17 protein-coding genes are annotated in these 15484 nt (G+C 68.3%); 4 read left to right on the top strand and 13 right to left on the bottom strand.

Going from position 1 to position 15484, the window contains the following annotated elements; genetic code table 11:
* Positions 1–176: 176 nt before the first annotated feature.
* The 5 genes from ACT54L_RS24825 to ribA form a co-directional block, all read right to left on the bottom strand.
* A complete protein-coding gene (locus tag ACT54L_RS24825; RefSeq protein ID WP_476088342.1) occupies positions 177–695 on the bottom strand; it encodes a chromate transporter in 519 nt (172 codons plus the stop codon).
* Positions 692–1261 (bottom strand): chromate transporter, encoded by a 570-nt coding sequence (locus ACT54L_RS24820; protein WP_476088341.1) that lies wholly within the window; start codon positions 1259–1261, stop codon positions 692–694. Before ACT54L_RS24820 ends, ACT54L_RS24825 begins: the two co-directional genes overlap by 4 nt.
* Before the next feature lie 52 nt (positions 1262–1313).
* Positions 1314–2300, bottom strand: a complete 987-nt coding sequence (locus ACT54L_RS24815; protein ID WP_476088340.1) for a hypothetical protein — start codon at positions 2298–2300, stop codon at positions 1314–1316.
* 199 nt (positions 2301–2499) lie between these two features.
* On the bottom strand, positions 2500–3249 hold the full coding sequence (locus ACT54L_RS24810) for an SDR family oxidoreductase (RefSeq protein WP_476088339.1): 750 nt from the start codon (positions 3247–3249) through the stop codon (positions 2500–2502).
* Positions 3250–3497: 248 nt separating this feature from the next.
* On the bottom strand, positions 3498–4622 hold the full coding sequence (gene ribA, locus ACT54L_RS24805; protein WP_476088338.1) for a GTP cyclohydrolase II RibA: 1125 nt from the start codon (positions 4620–4622) through the stop codon (positions 3498–3500).
* A 503-nt stretch (positions 4623–5125) separates the two neighbouring features.
* Here ribA and ACT54L_RS24800 point away from each other — a divergent pair.
* Both ACT54L_RS24800 and ACT54L_RS24795 read left to right on the top strand, forming a co-directional pair.
* Positions 5126–5812 carry a RibD family protein gene (locus tag ACT54L_RS24800; RefSeq protein ID WP_476088337.1) on the top strand — a complete coding sequence of 229 codons (687 nt, stop codon included), beginning with the start codon at positions 5126–5128 and terminating at the stop codon, positions 5810–5812.
* Positions 5813–6021: 209 nt separating this feature from the next.
* Complete coding sequence (locus tag ACT54L_RS24795; protein WP_476088336.1) at positions 6022–6576, top strand: cytochrome b; 555 nt, start codon at positions 6022–6024, stop codon at positions 6574–6576.
* Here ACT54L_RS24795 and ACT54L_RS24790 read toward each other — a convergent pair.
* The 4 genes from ACT54L_RS24790 to ACT54L_RS24775 are packed head-to-tail and all read right to left on the bottom strand — an operon-like array spanning position 6557 to position 9884.
* Positions 6557–7411: an SAM-dependent methyltransferase gene (locus ACT54L_RS24790; RefSeq protein ID WP_476088335.1), complete on the bottom strand. Its 855-nt coding sequence runs from the start codon at positions 7409–7411 to the stop codon at positions 6557–6559. The two genes, ACT54L_RS24795 and ACT54L_RS24790, sit on opposite strands and share 20 nt — an antisense overlap.
* On the bottom strand, positions 7408–8475 hold the full coding sequence (locus ACT54L_RS24785) for a glycosyltransferase family 4 protein (RefSeq protein WP_476088334.1): 1068 nt from the start codon (positions 8473–8475) through the stop codon (positions 7408–7410). The genes ACT54L_RS24790 and ACT54L_RS24785 overlap by 4 nt, the downstream gene beginning before the upstream one ends.
* Positions 8472–8867: a 6-pyruvoyl trahydropterin synthase family protein gene (locus tag ACT54L_RS24780; protein ID WP_476088333.1), complete on the bottom strand. Its 396-nt coding sequence runs from the start codon at positions 8865–8867 to the stop codon at positions 8472–8474. Before ACT54L_RS24780 ends, ACT54L_RS24785 begins: the two co-directional genes overlap by 4 nt.
* Positions 8868–8888: 21 nt before the next feature.
* Positions 8889–9884 carry a zinc-dependent alcohol dehydrogenase gene (locus ACT54L_RS24775; RefSeq protein ID WP_476088332.1) on the bottom strand — a complete coding sequence of 332 codons (996 nt, stop codon included), beginning with the start codon at positions 9882–9884 and terminating at the stop codon, positions 8889–8891.
* Between ACT54L_RS24775 and mdoH the strand changes: the two genes are divergently transcribed.
* Positions 9861–11750, top strand: coding sequence for a glucans biosynthesis glucosyltransferase MdoH (gene mdoH / locus ACT54L_RS24770; protein WP_476088344.1), 1890 nt, complete (start codon positions 9861–9863; stop codon positions 11748–11750). The genes ACT54L_RS24775 and mdoH overlap by 24 nt on opposite strands.
* Before the next feature lie 16 nt (positions 11751–11766).
* Here the strand turns inward: mdoH and ACT54L_RS24765 are convergent, their stop codons facing one another.
* The 3 genes from ACT54L_RS24765 to ACT54L_RS24755 form a co-directional block, all read right to left on the bottom strand.
* A complete protein-coding gene (locus ACT54L_RS24765; protein WP_476088343.1) occupies positions 11767–12276 on the bottom strand; it encodes a DinB family protein in 510 nt (169 codons plus the stop codon).
* 134 nt (positions 12277–12410) lie between these two features.
* Positions 12411–12992: a L,D-transpeptidase gene (locus ACT54L_RS24760; RefSeq protein ID WP_476088331.1), complete on the bottom strand. Its 582-nt coding sequence runs from the start codon at positions 12990–12992 to the stop codon at positions 12411–12413.
* A 123-nt stretch (positions 12993–13115) separates the two neighbouring features.
* The gene (locus ACT54L_RS24755; protein ID WP_476088330.1) at positions 13116–14681 is read right to left on the bottom strand and encodes a GGDEF domain-containing protein; all 1566 of its coding nucleotides are present in this window, start codon (positions 14679–14681) and stop codon (positions 13116–13118) included.
* Positions 14682–14928: 247 nt separating this feature from the next.
* On the opposite strand from ACT54L_RS24755, the gene ACT54L_RS24750 reads away from it, so the two are divergent.
* On the top strand, positions 14929–15111 hold the full coding sequence (locus tag ACT54L_RS24750; protein ID WP_476088329.1) for a hypothetical protein: 183 nt from the start codon (positions 14929–14931) through the stop codon (positions 15109–15111).
* Positions 15112–15142: 31 nt separating this feature from the next.
* Here ACT54L_RS24750 and ACT54L_RS24745 read toward each other — a convergent pair whose 3' ends face one another.
* Positions 15143–15448: a hypothetical protein gene (locus tag ACT54L_RS24745; protein WP_476088328.1), complete on the bottom strand. Its 306-nt coding sequence runs from the start codon at positions 15446–15448 to the stop codon at positions 15143–15145.
* Positions 15449–15484 lie beyond the last annotated feature (36 nt).

The raw sequence follows: 15484 nt of genomic DNA, 5'->3' as shown, positions 1-15484 counted from the left end.
GCTCGCCGTGAACTTCGCTGCCGCCGTCTCGCTCGCCGCTATCGTCACCTGGTGGGCCTGATTGAGTCTGGAGCCTAAAGCATTTCCGAGCGAAGCAGGAACCGGTTCGCGTGAAGGAAATGCGTGAAAACAAAGAGATAGAGCGTCTCAGTGTTTCCATGAAACTCTGAGACGCTCTAGAAAGCGAAATATCCGGCCAGGGCGCCCGCGCCGATGAGCAGGATGGGATTGATCTTGGAACGCACCAGCACCAGGAACACCACCGCCGTGATGCCGGCGCTGGCCCAGCCGGTGATGGCGCCCTTCGAGATGGAAATGGCGCCCGCCAGCAACAGCCCGATGGACACCGGCGCCAGCCCGCGCTGGATGGAATTGCGCCAGGGCCAGGTGGCGAGCCGCGTCCACATGCGCCCCACCCACAAGGTGAAGAGCCCGGTGGGGAGGAAGAAGGCGATGACCACCACCAGCGCCCCGAGGGGGCCGGCCACCCATTGCCCGATGCCCGCGATCATCATCATGTTGGGGCCGGGCGCCATCTGGCCGATGGAATACAGATGGATGAGCTCCGGGAAGGTCATCCAATGCTCCTGGTCCACCACCAGGGACTTCATCTCGGGAAAGGCGGCCATGCCGCCGCCCACCGTCAGCAGGGACAGATAGGCGAACACGCCAATCAGCATGGGGATCTGGTTCATGGACGCCCCTCCCCCTGCGGCTGACGGGCGGGCCGATACCACACGATGGCCAACGCCCCCACCACGAACAGCACCAGCAGCACAGACTGGTGCAGCACGTTCACGCCGATGACCGTCAGCCCCACGAAAATGAAGTCGGCGAAGCGCCCCAGCGTCTTGCGCCCGAGTTGGAAGGTCACGGACAGGACAAGGCCCACCGCCGCCGCCGAAGCGCCGTGGAGGATGGCTCCCACCGTACTGCCGCTTTCCCCCTTGGAGGCCGCATAGGCGGCGGCGGCTGCCACCATCATCAGGCCTCCCGGCAGGCAGATGCCGGCCAGCGCCACCGCGGCGCCGGCGGTGCCGCGCAGCCGGTCCCCCACCAGGATGGCCATGTTGGAGGCGTTCAGCCCCGGCAAGGTCTGGCAGATGGACAGCAGCTCGACGAAGGTGGTGTCGTCGATCCATTTGCGCTGGTTCACGAGGCCGGTGCGCAGATAGGCCACCACGCCGCCGCCAAAGCTGGTGGCGCCGATGATGAGAAAGCCCACGAAGATCTGAAACAGCGACACCGACCCCGGCGCCACGATTTCCGTCTCCAGGGGGGCCGCCGGAGCGGCGGGAGGGGGGACAGGCGCCTCACTCATGGCTTTGGGGCGGATTGCCCTTCAGCCGGTAGACGGCGCCGGTCTTGGTGGTGCCCAGCGACACCCAGTCCTGCGCTTCCATCTGGAGGGCACAGAAGAATTCATGGCTGCGCTCAAGCGCCTTGGCACTGATCTCGTCCCGGCGCAGAAAGCGCACCTGGTAGGAGAATTCACCCACCAGCTGGTGCTGGTCACCGCGCGTACGCCAGACCGAGACGTTGCACGGTGCGACCAGGCCCTTGCCGAAGTCCAGCGTGCCGAGCTGCTGCAGAACCTCTTCCACCGCCGTGCGATTGACCAGCGAGACATGCTTGCGGCCGCTGGTCAGAACGCTGCCCAGCGCCGGGAACACTTTCACCAGCGTGGAGGCGGAGGACGGGTCCGCCACGCCGCGCGGGCGGAAGGGAAATTCCACATTGTGGGAGAAAAGCGAACGCACCCCGCCGATGCGGCCCTTCAGGGGGAGCAGCTCCTCCTTGAACTTGATGCGGTAGCTGCCCGGGATCTGCGGCCGCACATCCAGGGCTGCGGCCGTGTCGCGGTCGGGGTGGCGAAACTTGAAGACGATTTCCGGTTCGCCCACCGGGAAGCCGTCCTCATAGACGATGCGCCGGCGCAGGATGAAGGAATTGTTGTAGAGCTTGAAGTCCTGGGTATCCAGGAAGAGGACTTCGCGGATCTGGGGCCGGATGCCCCGTCCGGCCAGCGGATCAAAGTCGACGCCGTAGCGCTTGGCCACCTTGCTGACGATCTTCGCGAAATCGAAGAAGCTCTGAACGGACGTGAAGCGCAGGCCCTGGAGAATGATCTTGGCTTCGATGTAGTGCACATCGTCCAGCGGATGACCGTCGGAATAAAAGGCGGTCGCCTCTTCCTGCAACTCAGACGCCTCCAGCGGGCCCTCGTTCTGCTCGGGCGCAAGCGCCGCCCCGGCATGCTTTTTCTTCTTGTGGTCCTTGCCGTGTTTTTGGTCCTTCACCGCAACCTCCCCACTGCCCGGTGCCCGGGTTACGCCAAGGTCAGGCCCGTCCGGCCATGCCGCTCCCCCCGCCTGCGACAGGCAGAGGGAATGGCGACGTGACACGCAGATGACAGACGAGCATATCCGCGAGAGCCTTGCAAAGGGGGCCTTGCGTCAGGCTGTCCTCGGCGCAACCGCCCCCCCCCCCAACCGGCGGTCAGCCGCGCCCGACCAGCGGCATCTTGGTGGCCATCACGGTCATGAACTGCACGTTGGCCTCCAGCGGCAGACTGGCCATGTAGACCACGGCATCGGCCACATGCACGGCGTCGATCACCGGCTCCACGCGGATGGAGCCGTCCGCCTGGGGAACGCCGGCTTTCATCTTCTGCGCCATGTCGGTGTCGGCATTGCCGATGTCGATCTGGCCGCAGGCAATGTCATAGGCGCGCCCGTCCAGCGAGGTGGACTTGGTCAGGCCGGTCATGGCGTGTTTGGTGGACGTATAGGGGGCGGAGAAGGGACGCGGGGCGGTGGCGGAAACCGAGCCGTTATTGATGATCCGCCCGCCGCGGGGGGTCTGGTCCTTCATGATGCGAAAGGCTTCCTGCGTGCACAGGAAGGGGCCCGTGAGGTTGGTGTCCACCACGGTGCGCCACTGCTCATAGGTCAGTTCATGCATGGGCACGGGCGGGGCGCCGGTGCCGGCATTGTTGAACACCAGATCCAGTCGGCCGAAGGCCTCCTGCGTGGCGGCGAAGAGCGCCTTGACCGACTGCGGATCGGTCACGTCCGTCGGCACCACCAGCGACCGGGCGTCGCCGAGGCTGGCCGCGGTCGCCTCCAGCGCCTCGCGCCGCCGGCCCGCCAAGGCGACCGTCCAACCGGCCTTGGCAAGCCCCTGCGCCACGGCGCGGCCCACACCCGAGCCGGCTCCGGTGACGATGGCGATCCTGGACTGGGACATGGCGCATCTCCTCGCAGCGCCGCACCTTGTCCGCAGGGCGGAGGGCGGCTTGATTGAACCTCGCCGCGGCCTTGAAGCGCGCGGTGTCACGCGCCCGGCGCAAGCGGCGCGGGCGCGTCCTAGGCTCTAGCGGAGATCGGATCGAGGGCGAAGATCTAATCGCGGCTGCGGCGGTCTTTATCCACCAAGGCTCTAATCGTTTCGATCAAAACCGCCGCATCCGGTGCGGGAGGGCACGCTGCGGTGGATCAATCCACCGCCCGCGCCGCCAGCGCCTCGAAGTCGATATAGTGACCGGCCCGGTCCCGCTTGGAGGCGAGGTAACGGGTGTTCTCGCGGGTCTTGCGGCCGAGGATGCGCTCCTCCGACACCACGTCGAGACCGGCGGACTTCAAAGCGGCGATCTTCACCGGATTATTGGTGATAACCTCCACCGCGCTCACCCCCAATTGCCGCAGCATCTCGGCGGCGAAATCGAAGCGGCGCTGGTCAAGCCCGAAGCCCAGCACGGCATCGGCGTCATACGTGTCGAAGCCGTCAGCCTGAAGCTTGTAGGCGCGCATCTTGTTGGCGATGCCGTTGCCGCGTCCTTCCTGGTCGAGATAGAGCAGGATTCCGCCCTCCCCTTCCGCCATCCGCCGCACGGTGTCGCGCAGCTGGTCGCCGCAGTCGCACTTCAGGCTGCCGAACAGGTCGCCGGTCAGGCAGGCCGAATGCAGGCGGACCGGCACGGGGCGGGACAGATCGGGCCGGCCGACCACGATGGCCACCTGGTCACGCAGGCCCTCGCCGCCGCGGAAGACCACGAATTCCGTCTCCGGCGCGCCCTCCAGCGGCACCGGCGCGCGGCCGACAATGCTCAGCGAACGGGCCTGCCGCTCGCGATAGGTCCTGATGTCGGCGTCGGTGACGCGCAGCACGGAGGGGAACGCCGCCGCATCGCAGGGGGCGATGACCGCCGCCGGCAGGAGGAGCGCCACGCCAAGGAGGTCGAGCGCTGCGAGGTCCACGGGGCCAGCCTCAGACACGGCCTCGGTCACGCGGGCTTCAAGCGACAAGGCCAATTCCTCCACGCGCGCCGCGGCCATACCCTGCACCGCCACAGCGCCGGCGGTGTCGCGGGGCGCACCGAGGCGGCCGAGGCGCGGCGCGGGCAGAGCCAGGCGCAGCGCACCGGGCGCGATGGCGGCGAAGGCATTGGCGACCGGCGCCTCGAAAGCTTCCGCGCCGATGGCCAGGGCCGATTGGCCGCCTGCACATACGAGGACCGGCCGTCCGGCGCGCACTTCGGCAATGGCCCGTTCGGCGGCAACCGCCGCGCCAGCAGAACCCTGGCCGAGCAGATCGAGAACGGGGGGCCAATCTGGGAACATGGTAGCCTCGCGGGACTGAACCTTGGGCTCGGCTGCCGTGACCACGCGGTCCGGCTCCGACATTGACCCATTACGGCGCCGGAGCGTCGTCGGATCAGCCCCCGCCCGAACGAGATCGTCCTCCCGCCCGGTGGCGCGAACCTGCGATTGGTTTAAGTTCGGGCTCTTCACAGGGGGGCTCTCGACAGGGGACATGGGCGCCTCACGCAACACTTTACTTGTGGAGCGGGGCGAAATGTTCAAGCCCCCGCCTGATCCGACCCCCGGATCGAGGCCGTAGCCGGTCTTGCGCGCGAGCGGAACCCCGCCTGCGCTCACAGCTTTCATCGGAGGGGGATGTCTCCAGGCCAGACCGGCCCGGGCCACCCTCCCCCGCTCAACAACCGTGCGGCGGCAGGGATGTTCCCGCCGTCGCGGATCGCAAGGCCAGGGCCAAGCTGATGCAGGACTATGATCCGTTTTCGGATCCTTTTGCCAGTTCTTCCCTTACGGATCGCCCGGTCGTGATCGGCCAGCTCGGCCAGTCCCTGGACGGACGCATCGCCACCCCCTCCGGCGATTCCAAATATATCAGCGGCGGCCACGCCCTCGACCATCTCCATCGCCTGCGCGCCGCCGCCGATGCGGTGCTGGTGGGGGTGGGAACCGTCATGGCGGATGACCCACTCCTGAACGTGCGGCGGGTGCCGGGCCGTCATCCCGCGCGGGTGATCCTCGACCCCTCGGGCCGGGTCAATCCGGCAGCGCGCTGCCTCAAGGACGATGGCGCACGCCGCCTGCTGATCCGTCGCGCTGGCTGCATCGCTCCGGCGCCCTCGGGCGTGGAGACACTGGACCTGCCGGCCAGCCGCGACGGCGTGCTGTCCCCCACGGAGGTGCTGGCGGCGCTGGCGGCGGCGGGGCTGCAGCGCATCCTGCTGGAAGGTGGGCCGCGCACGCTGGCCGCCTTCATCGATGCCGGCTGCGTCGACCGCTTGCACGTGGTGGTCTCCCCGGTCATCCTCGGGTCCGGTCGCACGGGCCTCGACCTGCGCCCGATCGCCTCCTTGCGCGCGGCCATGCGTCCGGCGACCCGGCTCACCGTGTTCCCGGACGGCGATGTGCTCTTCGTCTGCGACCTGCGCCAGTCCGGACGGAGCGACGGTACGGACGACAGCCCATCGCAGGGGCGGGAAAGCCCGTTTTCGTGAGCGCAATGCGTTGAAACAAGGAGCAGAGCGCGCTTCAGTGGTGGGGTGACGATCTGAGGGGTTCAACACTGGACGCAGTGCGCGGCCCGACCGGCGGCGACCGGCCCGAGCCGGCCGGGATCAGGTCACACCGGGGTCATGTGCAGGTACGAGAGGAATGGGTGCCGCAGTCCGCCCGTGAAGGACTGATGCGAGGGGAGACATCGGACATGCCCACAGCAGTGACCCCATATTCCGCGCCCGCGCGGTGGATCCACTGGCTCACCGCCCTGGCCATTCTCACCGTCATTCCAGCCGGGCTTGTCATGATGCGCCTGCCCTCCGGCCCGGCGCAGGACCAGCTGTTCGACTTGCACAAGTCGGTGGGCTTCACCGTGCTGTGCCTGGCAGTTCTGCGTGTGATCGTGCGCCTGTCCTATGGCGCCCCGCCGCCAGCGCCGGGCCTGCCCCGCTGGCAATTGGTCACCTCCAACGCGGTGCACCACGCGCTCTATCTCTTGATCTTCGTGATGCCGATCTTGGGCTGGGCGGGCTCCAACGCCTATGGCGCGCCGGTCTCGGTCTTCGGCCTCTTCACCCTGCCGGACCTCGTGGCCAAGAATGACGCCCTCTCCGACCGGCTGAACGATGCCCACCAGGCCCTCGGCTATGTGACCGCCGGGCTGGTGAGCCTGCACATTCTCGGCGGCCTCTGGCACGGTCTCGTGCGGCAGGACGGCGTTCTGTCGCGGATGATCCCGGCGCTCAGCCGCCGGGGATCGTGACGCCCGGCGGGACCGCCAGGAGATCCAGATGCCCGATGACGCAGGCCCCGTCCCGGCGGGCCTGCACCCAAGCCGCTGCCTCCTCCGGCGCCACCGCGCCGGTCTCGACCGCGGCGCCAGCGGTGCCCTCTGCGAGAGCTGGAATGAGGGGATCGCCGGGCGCCAGCCGCCAGGGGCTCGCCGCCGTTTCCACCTCATAGCCGGCCCCGCGGAACGCCGTTTCCAGCGCCAGGCTGGCGCCATTGCCCGCCGCCGGCCCGAACCCCTTGTCCCGGCCCTGATGGACGCGGAAGGCGGCAGCGATCGCCCCGTCCAGCGGATGACCGGGTGACCAGCCATCCGCGCCATCGCAGGTCAGCACGGTGTAGAAGCTCGCCCCGGCCTGCGCGACCTCCTTGGCAAAGCGCGCGATCCAGGCTGCGGAGGCCAGATCGAAAAAGGCCGAGGCGGTGACGAGATGGGGGGAAGCGGCCCGCACCAGGTCCGGCTGGGCCGCCAGATCTCCCACGCGGCAGGCGACGCGGATGCGCCGGCCGGCCTTGTGGAGAACCAGCCATTCGCCATCATCCTCCGCGCGTTCCGCCCAGGCGGACAGTTCCGCGCAGGCGGCGCGCAGCAGGTCTGGATCGTGGTCCAGCAAGGTCCAGTCCTGACGCGGGCCGAACAGCTCGGCGCTGGCGCGCAGGTTCGAGCCCGTGCCCGCGCCGAGATCGGTGACGCGGACAGGGTCGTAGGCCGCCATCCGTTCGGCCACGCGCGCGGCCAAGAGGCTGTTGCGGGCGGCCCGGTCCGCCGGCTCGCGCAGGGCAAGCCATTGCGCTGAAAACCCGCTCATGCCGGCTCCTTGAATGTGGCTTCAGCCTTGGACAAGGCGCCGGCAATGGCGCGGGCGGTGTCGTCCCAGTCGGGCAGCGCGGCCCCCGCGCGGAAGGCCGCATCCGCCAGTCGGCGACGGGCGGCCTGTTCTGCAATGAGGGGCCGGAGCGCCCCGGCCAACGCTGCCGCGTCGGCGGGCGGCACCTTCACCCCCGCGCCGTCCGGCACCGTCTCTGCCGCCGCGCCTCCGGTGGTGCACACCAGGGGCAGGCCCCGACGCAGCGCCTCGGCCAGCACCATGCCATAGCCTTCATAGTGCGAAGGGTGCACGAACAGGTCCGCACCCCCATAGGCCTGCTCCAGAGCCTCCGGCGGCAACGCCCCGAGCAGGCGGACGCGATCGGCGAGCCGGGCCTCCCCAAGTGCGCCACGGACCCGCGCCACATGATCGGGATCGAAGTCGAGGCCGCCGATCACGTCCAGCGTCCAGTCCAGGTCGGTGAGGGTGGCGAGGGCCTCCACCAGGGTCTCATATCCCTTGCGGGGAATGAGGGAGCCCACCGCCAGAAGGCGGGGCGGGTGTCCGGCCGCCGCCACCCGGGGGGCAGGCGAGGTGCCGGGCAAGGCGATGGTCAGGCGCGCCGGATCCACCCCGTAGTCCGCCACCAGGGTCCGTCCCGTCCCCGGACTGGTACACACCACCTGCCCGCAGCTGGCGAGCACCGCCCGTTCGTTGATGGCCAGGTGGGCGCGCTGGTGCGCGTCGAGCCCGGCCTCAAGGGCCAGGGGATGATGCACCAACGCCACCTTGGCATGGGGCAGGCCGGCCACGTTCGCCGGCGGCAAAGCGCCGATTGCAAGGCCGTCCATCAACAGCACCCGGTCCGTGGGCACGTCACACAGCAGATCCAGCGCGCGGCGCACCTGCCGCGGGCCGGGGAACGGAAATCCCGCGGGCAAGGACAGCGGCGTTACCTCCACCCCCTGCCGCGGCAGCGCGGCAAGCACGGCCCGGTCATAGGCATAGCCCCCGGTGGGGGTGGACAGATCGCCAGGAAAGGCCAGCGCGGCGCGCAGGCTCATGGAACCTCGCCCTCATACCAGGCCCGGGCCACATGAGACTCATGCAGCGTGACCTTCAGGCGGGTAATGGCGGTCTCGCCCAGGGTGCCGGAGCGCACCGCATCGGCCATGCCATCGAAGATGTGGCGGCACAGCACCTCGGTGGTGCTGTTGCGGCCGGCAAAGGCGGGCAGGTCGTCCAGGTTGCGATAGGCGAGCGGTGCCAGCACCGCCTTCAGCGCCTCATGGGCCAAGCCGATGTCCACAACGATGCCGTCCGCCGTCAGATCGGGGGCCAGAAAGGCCACATCCACCACAAAGGTGGCACCGTGCAGCCCCTGGGCCGGTCCAAACACAGCCCCCTTGAAACTGTGTGCCACCATGATGTGGTCGCGCACTTCCACCGCAAACATGCTGTCCTCCGCTTCGACGCCTCAGTACCGGACCACGGTGGCCACCGCGTCGGGCGCGCCATTGAGAATGGCATCCATACGCTCGGGCAGGTGGGTAAAGTTCACTTCATGGGTGATGAGCGCGTCGAGGCGGTCATCGGCAAGCAGCTCCAGAGCCTTGGCAAGGCGGCGGCGGCGGCTCCAGCGCGGCCGCCGCTCCATGGGCACGGCCCCCACCTGGGACGAGACAAGACGCAGCCGCTTGGCATGGAAGGGGCCGCCGAGGCCCACGGTCACGGTGGCGTCGCCATACCAGGACGCCTCAACCAGCGTCGCCTCGGTGGCGCAGCAGGCGAGCGCGGCCTCCAGCCCTTCGGCGGTGGCGCTGGCATGGATCACCACATCCGCCTCCGCCACCTGGCGCGGGCTGTCGCGATAGTGTGCGCCGAAGCGCTCCACCAGGGCGCGGCGCCCGGAATTGGGATCGATGGCGGTCACCTCCGCGCCGGGAAGGCGGGCGGCCAGATAGGTCACCAGAAGGCCCACAAGCCCCGCACCGACGATCACGATCCTGTCACCCGCGCCCGCGCCGCTGTCCCACAGCGTATTGAGGGCGGTCTCCATGTTGGCGGCCAATGTGGCCCGTCGGGGCGGGAGGTGTTCGGGAATGAGCGTGACCGCATCGAGACCCGCCAGAAAGCGATCCTGATGGGGATGGAACGCGAACACATGGCGCCCCACCAGACGCGCGGGGCCGGCCACCACAGCGCCGACCGAGCAATAGCCATATTTGACGGGGAAGGGGAATTCGCCGACCTGCATGGGGGAGCGCATGCGCTCCCGGTGACAGGGATCGGTGAGACCGGAAAACACGAGCCGTTCCGTGCCGCGGCTGATGGCACTGAAGGCGGCGGCCACCATCACCTCGTCGCCTTCGGGGGCGGGGAGCATCTCCCGCTGGAGGCGCACGGTGCGGGGAGCCGCATACCACAGGGCGGTGGCCTCAGCTTGGGCGTGGCATTTTGCCACAGATTTCATCTCCATCGATCCGACCCCGTATTAGCCACCCACCTGCGCCAACCCGAGACGAAGCCACGCACCATGCTCCTGCGCTCCCTTCCCGACCCGGCGCCCAAGCCGGCCGCCCCCCTGTCGCTGGCGGCCACGTTGCGGCGCCGGCGGCGTCTGGTGCTCGGCGCCAACCTTGCCACGCTGGTCGCCGTGGCACTGGCGGGCGGCTGGGCCGCGTCGGTCGCCGGATGGCGCGCGGTGGACATGGTGCTGCTCCTCTGCGTCCTGGCAGCAACGCCGTGGAACGCCATCGGTTTCTGGAATTCGGCGATCGGCTTCTGGCTGCTCCACGTCAAGCGGCATGGCCTGTCCTCGGCAGCCCCGTTTCTGGCTGCGTCGAAAGACAAGCCGGTGACCATGCGTACTGCCATTCTAATGACGCTTCGCAATGAAGATCCCGAACGGGCCATTTCACGTCTGCGTGCGGTCAAGGCCGAGCTGGACCAGACCCCTTACGGCGCCCTCTTTGAATATTTCGTCCTCTCCGACACCTCGCGCCCCGACATTGCCCACGCGGAGGAGGCCGCCATGGCGGCCTGGCGCGCGGCGGAGGGCGGCCATGGCCTGCATTATCGGCGCCGCAGCGACAATGAGGGCTTCAAGGCCGGCAACGTGCGGGACTTCTGCCGCACGCACGGGGCCCAGTTCGAGGTGATGCTGCCGCTGGACGCCGACAGCCTTATGGGCGCATCCGCCATCCTCGCCATGGTGCGGATCATGCAGGCCCATCCCCGCCTCGGCATTCTCCAGAGCCTGGTGGTGGGCCTGCCCTCCCAGAGCGCCTTCGCCCGCCTGTTCCAGTTCGGCATGCGCCATGGCATGCGCTGCTACACCTTGGGCTCCGCCTGGTGGGGCGGGGATTGCGGGCCCTACTGGGGCCATAACGCACTGGTGCGCATTGCCCCCTTCGTCGAGCACTGCCACCTGCCGGTCCTGCCCGGCGCGCCGCCGCTGGGAGGCCCCATCCTTTCCCATGACCAGGTAGAAGCGGTGCTGATGCGTGCCGCGGGCTATGAGGTGCGGGTGCTGCCGGTGGAAAGCGAAAGCTATGAGGAAAATCCGCCCACCCTGCCCGAATTCGTTCGCCGCGACCTACGCTGGTGCATGGGCAACCTTCAGTACATCCGCCTCATGGGCACGCGGGGCCTCCTGCCGTCGGCCTTACCCGCCACCAGCCGCTTCCAGCTGATCTGGGCGGTCCTGATGTTCGCCACCCAGCCGGCCGTGCCCCTGGCCCTGCTTCTGCTGCCGGTGGCGGCCTGGAACGCGCCGCCGCTCGCCGCCGCCATCGCCGCGTGCCTTTATGCGGCGATCTTCTTCTTCTCCCTCACCCCCAAGCTGGCAGGCCTGGCGGACGTGGCACTCTCGCCGGGGCGGATCGCCGGCTATGGCGGCGGGCTGCGCTTTGCCGCCTCGGCGGTGGGCGAAATCCTCTTCTCCCTGCTCCTCGGGGCCATCACCAGCCTGTCGGTCACCGGCCTGCTCGTGCGCATGGTGCTGGGGCGGGCGCAGGCGGGATGGAACGGGCAGGCCCGCGACCCCCATCGCGTCGCCTGGAGCGAGGCGGCGGCGGCGCTTTGGCCGGTGACGCTGTACGGCTTCGTCGCCGGCGCGGGCGCGGCGCTGGTCTCACCCGTGCTGCTCGCCTGGGTGACGCCCCTGCTCGCCGGCTGCTGGCTGACCATTCCCTTCGCGGTGCTCACCTCCGATCCGCGGATCGGCCGGCTCATGGTCTCCGCCGGCCTGTGCGCCCTGCCGGAGGAAACTGCCCCGCCTGCCATTCTGACGCGTCTGATGGCCGGCGAACCGGAACGGCCCGCCCGCGCCGCGTAATGGGGGCGGTCGTGCCTCAAGGCACCGGGTGATGCTCGCGCTGGTAGAACAGCAAGTCGAGCGCGGGCGCGCCGTCGCGCCCGCCGATGCTGGTCAGGAGGCAATGCATCTGGCCGCGATGATGGGTCTGGTGATTGAAGAAGTGATCGAGCGCGGCCGCCACTGTCTGCGTCATCTCTTCGCCCGTGACCATGATGTAGGAGATCTCGGTCAGGAGGTCGTCCAGGGAGAGCGCCTTCACGAAGGCCCGGATGCGGGTGTCCTCCGCCGCCCGTGCCATGCGCAGCGCAGCCAGATCATCGAACAGGATGGTGTCCAGCGACGGCGGCCGGCAGCCTAGCCCCATGAACCGGTCCATCCAGATGCGGTCGGTCACCAGCAGATGGTTGAGGGTCCGATGGATGGAGCCGAAGAAGGCCCCCTTGTCCGCGCGGTAGTCGGCGTCGGACAGGCGGGCCGCCGCGGCATAAAGCCGGGCATTGGCCCACTCATTATAGGCGGCGAGCACGTCGTAGGAGCGATGCAGCATGGTCAACCGATGGCGATGGGCGTGAGCCGTGATTCCGCACAGGACCATCCGCCGATCCGGTTGGTCAACCCGCACCATGGGGAACCGGCGAGAAGTCTCACCCGCCGGGCCCGGATGGCGCCCCCCTGCCCTCAGCGGATCACATAGACGGTCGCGCCCACCTTCACGCGGTTATAAAGGTCCACCACGTCGTCATTGGTCATGCGGATGCAGCCGGACGACACCGCCTGGCCGATGGTCTCGGGCTCGTTGGAGCCATGGATGCGATAAAGGCTCGACCCCAGATACATGGCGCGGGCACCGAGCGGATTGTCGATGCCCCCCGGCATGTAGCGCGGCAGGTCCGGGCGCCGCTTCAGCATCTGGGCCGGCGGGACCCAAGAGGGCCATTCCTTCTTGGCGCTCACCACCTTGACGCCGGACCATTGAAACCCTTCGCGGCCGACGCCGACCCCATACTGGATCGCCTGGCCTGGCTGGGTGATGAAATAAAGCCGGCGCGTGGCGGTGTTCACCACGATGGAGCCCGGCTTGTACTTGGGATCAAAGGCGACCACCTGGCGCGGAATGGGCGAGGTGCCGGCGGTGACGCCGGAAAAGCCGCCGCCGAACAGGGCCGCAAATCCGAAAATGTCGGCGCCATCGTTGGCGGCCGCCGGCGCAGCCAAGAGGATGGACAATAGGGCGGCGTAAGCAACCGATCTGACGCTCATGATGTCACCCGTGCATCTGACGAAACGCCTTCTGCCGGCCCGGTGTGCGCCCGGTGCCAGCCCCCCACGGGAATGGGGCAGCAAAACGCCCGGCTCCGCAACCAAATTGTGCGCGCGCCGCCCCTAGGCACGGGGCCGTGACGCCCCTTGCGTCTCGTCATCCGCTCGCCCCTCGGCGCCGCGACCGCGGGCCTCGGCGGCGGGGATCGCTTCCACCCGATTGCGGCCGCTGGACTTGGCCTTGTAGAGGGCGGCATCGGCGAGGATGAAGAGATCGTCCTTCTCCATCTTGCCGGTGGGGACGACACAGGCCACGCCCACGCTGACCGTGATGCGCACGCTCCGGCCTTCGTCCAGCGCCAGTTCCGCCTTCTCCACCTTGCCCCGGATGGCCTGCGCAATGGCCGCCGCCCCCTCCACGCGGGTTTCCGGCAGGACGATGGCAAATTCCTCCCCGCCATAGCGGGCACTCACATCGGCCGGCCGGCGCACGATGCGCTCGATCTTCTGGGCGATCATGCGCAGCACCTGGTCGCCCACTTTGTGACCGTGCGTGTCATTGACCGTCTTGAAGCGGTCGCCATCCACCAGGAGCAGGCTGATGGGCGTGCCGTTCCGGGCGCAGCGGCGCCACTCCAGATCGAACCTCCTATCGAACTCCCGGCGATTGAAGAGGCCGGTGAGCGGATCGGTGGCGGCGGCGGCGGTCAGCATGTCCTCCAGCTCGAAGCTGCGCCGCAGCACCGCCTGGAACTTCAGGAACAGCACGAGGATGGACAGGCACATGACGCTCATGACCGCCCCGGTCACCGCCGCCCGCACCCGCCAGGCGGCGAACACATCCTCCGGCGCAAAGGCCACCGACAGGTAAAGCGGGTAGCTGCCGATCCGGCGCGACAGATAATGGCGCTCCACCCCGTCCACCGCGGCGGTGCCCGTGAAGGAGACATCGCCGTCCCGGATGCGCCGGAAACTCGGGCTGCGGGACATGTCCAGCCCCACATTCCCGTGCCGATCGGTGGCCGGGGTGCGCTGAATCATGATGCCATCTGCCGAGAAGATGGCCACGATGCCATGCTCGCCCACGCTGACGCCGGAAAACAGGCTGCGGAAGAAAGCCAGGCGAAGGGTGGCCGCGGCGATCCCGTCGAAATTGCCCTCGGCATCGGAAATCCTGCGGGACAGGACCACAATGTCCTCCACTGGCCGCAGGCGGGATGTCATCGGCCGGCTGACGAACAGCCCCACATCGCGGGCGCGCTGGGCCTGGAAGTAGTCCCGGTCCGACACGTTGATATAACGCGGCTCGATGGCACGGGAGTCGAAGCGCACCGTGCCATCCGGGTTGAGGACGAGGATGGAGCCCACATATTCCGCCGTATCGGCGCTGTTGAACAGAAGCAATTGGCGCACCGGCGCGGGCAGGTTGTCCATGTCGGGCAAGGCCAGGGCCTGCTGGATGGAGCGCAGGGAGGCATCGAGGACGTTGAGGTTCCGCTCGACCGCCACGGTCAGCGAGTTCAGCACGCTTTCCGACGAACGCAACGCGCTGTCCCAGGCCTGTGTTCTCCCTTGCCACAGAGAGGCCGCTTCCAAGAACAGGATCGTGGCCAGCATCACGATGAGGGCAAAGGTTGCCCATCCGCTCGCCGCGGCACGGCGCGTCAGACGGAACCTCTCGCCGCTCATGCCCGGTCTCATGCCCTGAATACGCCACCTTTATACCAGCTGACGGTATGGACTGAAGCCGGAAGCTGGAGTGGATACCTGCAATAGTCCAGATGCCACAGGTATATCCCGCGGCTTTTCCGCACCGCACACGCCACCGTGGCGCTGCCGACCATCCCGCGCTCTGCACGCAGCATCGCCTTGAGGACCACGGACCGGCGCTGCTAAGGAACGGGCTCGGGCGGGCGACAACACGGGGATCATGGCCATGAGCCTGGTCAGAGGCCTCATCGATATTGCCCAGCAGGCGTTCGGACTGGACGCCGACACGGTCACGGTCGTGCTTCCCGTCGCGGTGTTGCTGGTGGCGTGTGCCGTTCTGCTCGTGTCCTTCTATCTGCTGCGGTCGCTCCGCAAGATGCCACCCTTCGACGGGTCGCCACCGGGATAAAGGGCGGCGAACAAAAGCCTGCGCGGGCGGCCTAGAACCCCCATCGCCACCAGCCGCGCTCGGGGTCGATGCAGGTGTAGCCGATGAAGCACTGGGGATTGTCCTTCGCGGGCACCCATTGGGGCCGCAGCGCCTGCTGCGGCATGCAGAAGCGTACATCGCTGACATAGCGGTCAAAGGTGGTGGGCGAGGTGTCGAGCACCACGCCGCCCTGCCGCATGACGAGGCCTTGGGCGCTGGCACAGCTCATGCGGTAGGTGGCCGGCCGCGCCGCCGCCGGCAGGGTGTGGAGCGCCAGGATCAAGGCGACGCCGACCATCACGCGCAGATGCCTCATGCCACGCCCCTTCCTGTCCACATGACCCATGCCCTT

The organism is Aquabacter sp. DMC10 (assembly GCF_056314145.1).
This window is presented reverse-complemented; position numbering and strand designations above follow the sequence as displayed.

Coding starts and splice junctions, on each gene's coding strand:
- ACT54L_RS24755 (WP_476088330.1), bottom strand. CDS start 14,681: ATGAGCGGCGAGAGGTTCCGTCTGACGCGCCGTGCCGCGGCGAGCGGA.
- ACT54L_RS24810 (WP_476088339.1), bottom strand. CDS start 3,249: ATGTCCCAGTCCAGGATCGCCATCGTCACCGGAGCCGGCTCGGGTGTG.
- ACT54L_RS24825 (WP_476088342.1), bottom strand. CDS start 695: ATGAACCAGATCCCCATGCTGATTGGCGTGTTCGCCTATCTGTCCCTG.
- ACT54L_RS24780 (WP_476088333.1), bottom strand. CDS start 8,867: ATGTTTGCGGTGGAAGTGCGCGACCACATCATGGTGGCACACAGTTTC.
- ACT54L_RS24760 (WP_476088331.1), bottom strand. CDS start 12,992: ATGAGCGTCAGATCGGTTGCTTACGCCGCCCTATTGTCCATCCTCTTG.
- ribA (WP_476088338.1), bottom strand. CDS start 4,622: ATGTTCCCAGATTGGCCCCCCGTTCTCGATCTGCTCGGCCAGGGTTCT.
- ACT54L_RS24790 (WP_476088335.1), bottom strand. CDS start 7,411: ATGAGCGGGTTTTCAGCGCAATGGCTTGCCCTGCGCGAGCCGGCGGAC.
- ACT54L_RS24750 (WP_476088329.1), top strand. CDS start 14,929: ATGAGCCTGGTCAGAGGCCTCATCGATATTGCCCAGCAGGCGTTCGGA.
- ACT54L_RS24745 (WP_476088328.1), bottom strand. CDS start 15,448: ATGAGGCATCTGCGCGTGATGGTCGGCGTCGCCTTGATCCTGGCGCTC.
- ACT54L_RS24795 (WP_476088336.1), top strand. CDS start 6,022: ATGCCCACAGCAGTGACCCCATATTCCGCGCCCGCGCGGTGGATCCAC.
- ACT54L_RS24775 (WP_476088332.1), bottom strand. CDS start 9,884: ATGAAATCTGTGGCAAAATGCCACGCCCAAGCTGAGGCCACCGCCCTG.
- ACT54L_RS24785 (WP_476088334.1), bottom strand. CDS start 8,475: ATGAGCCTGCGCGCCGCGCTGGCCTTTCCTGGCGATCTGTCCACCCCC.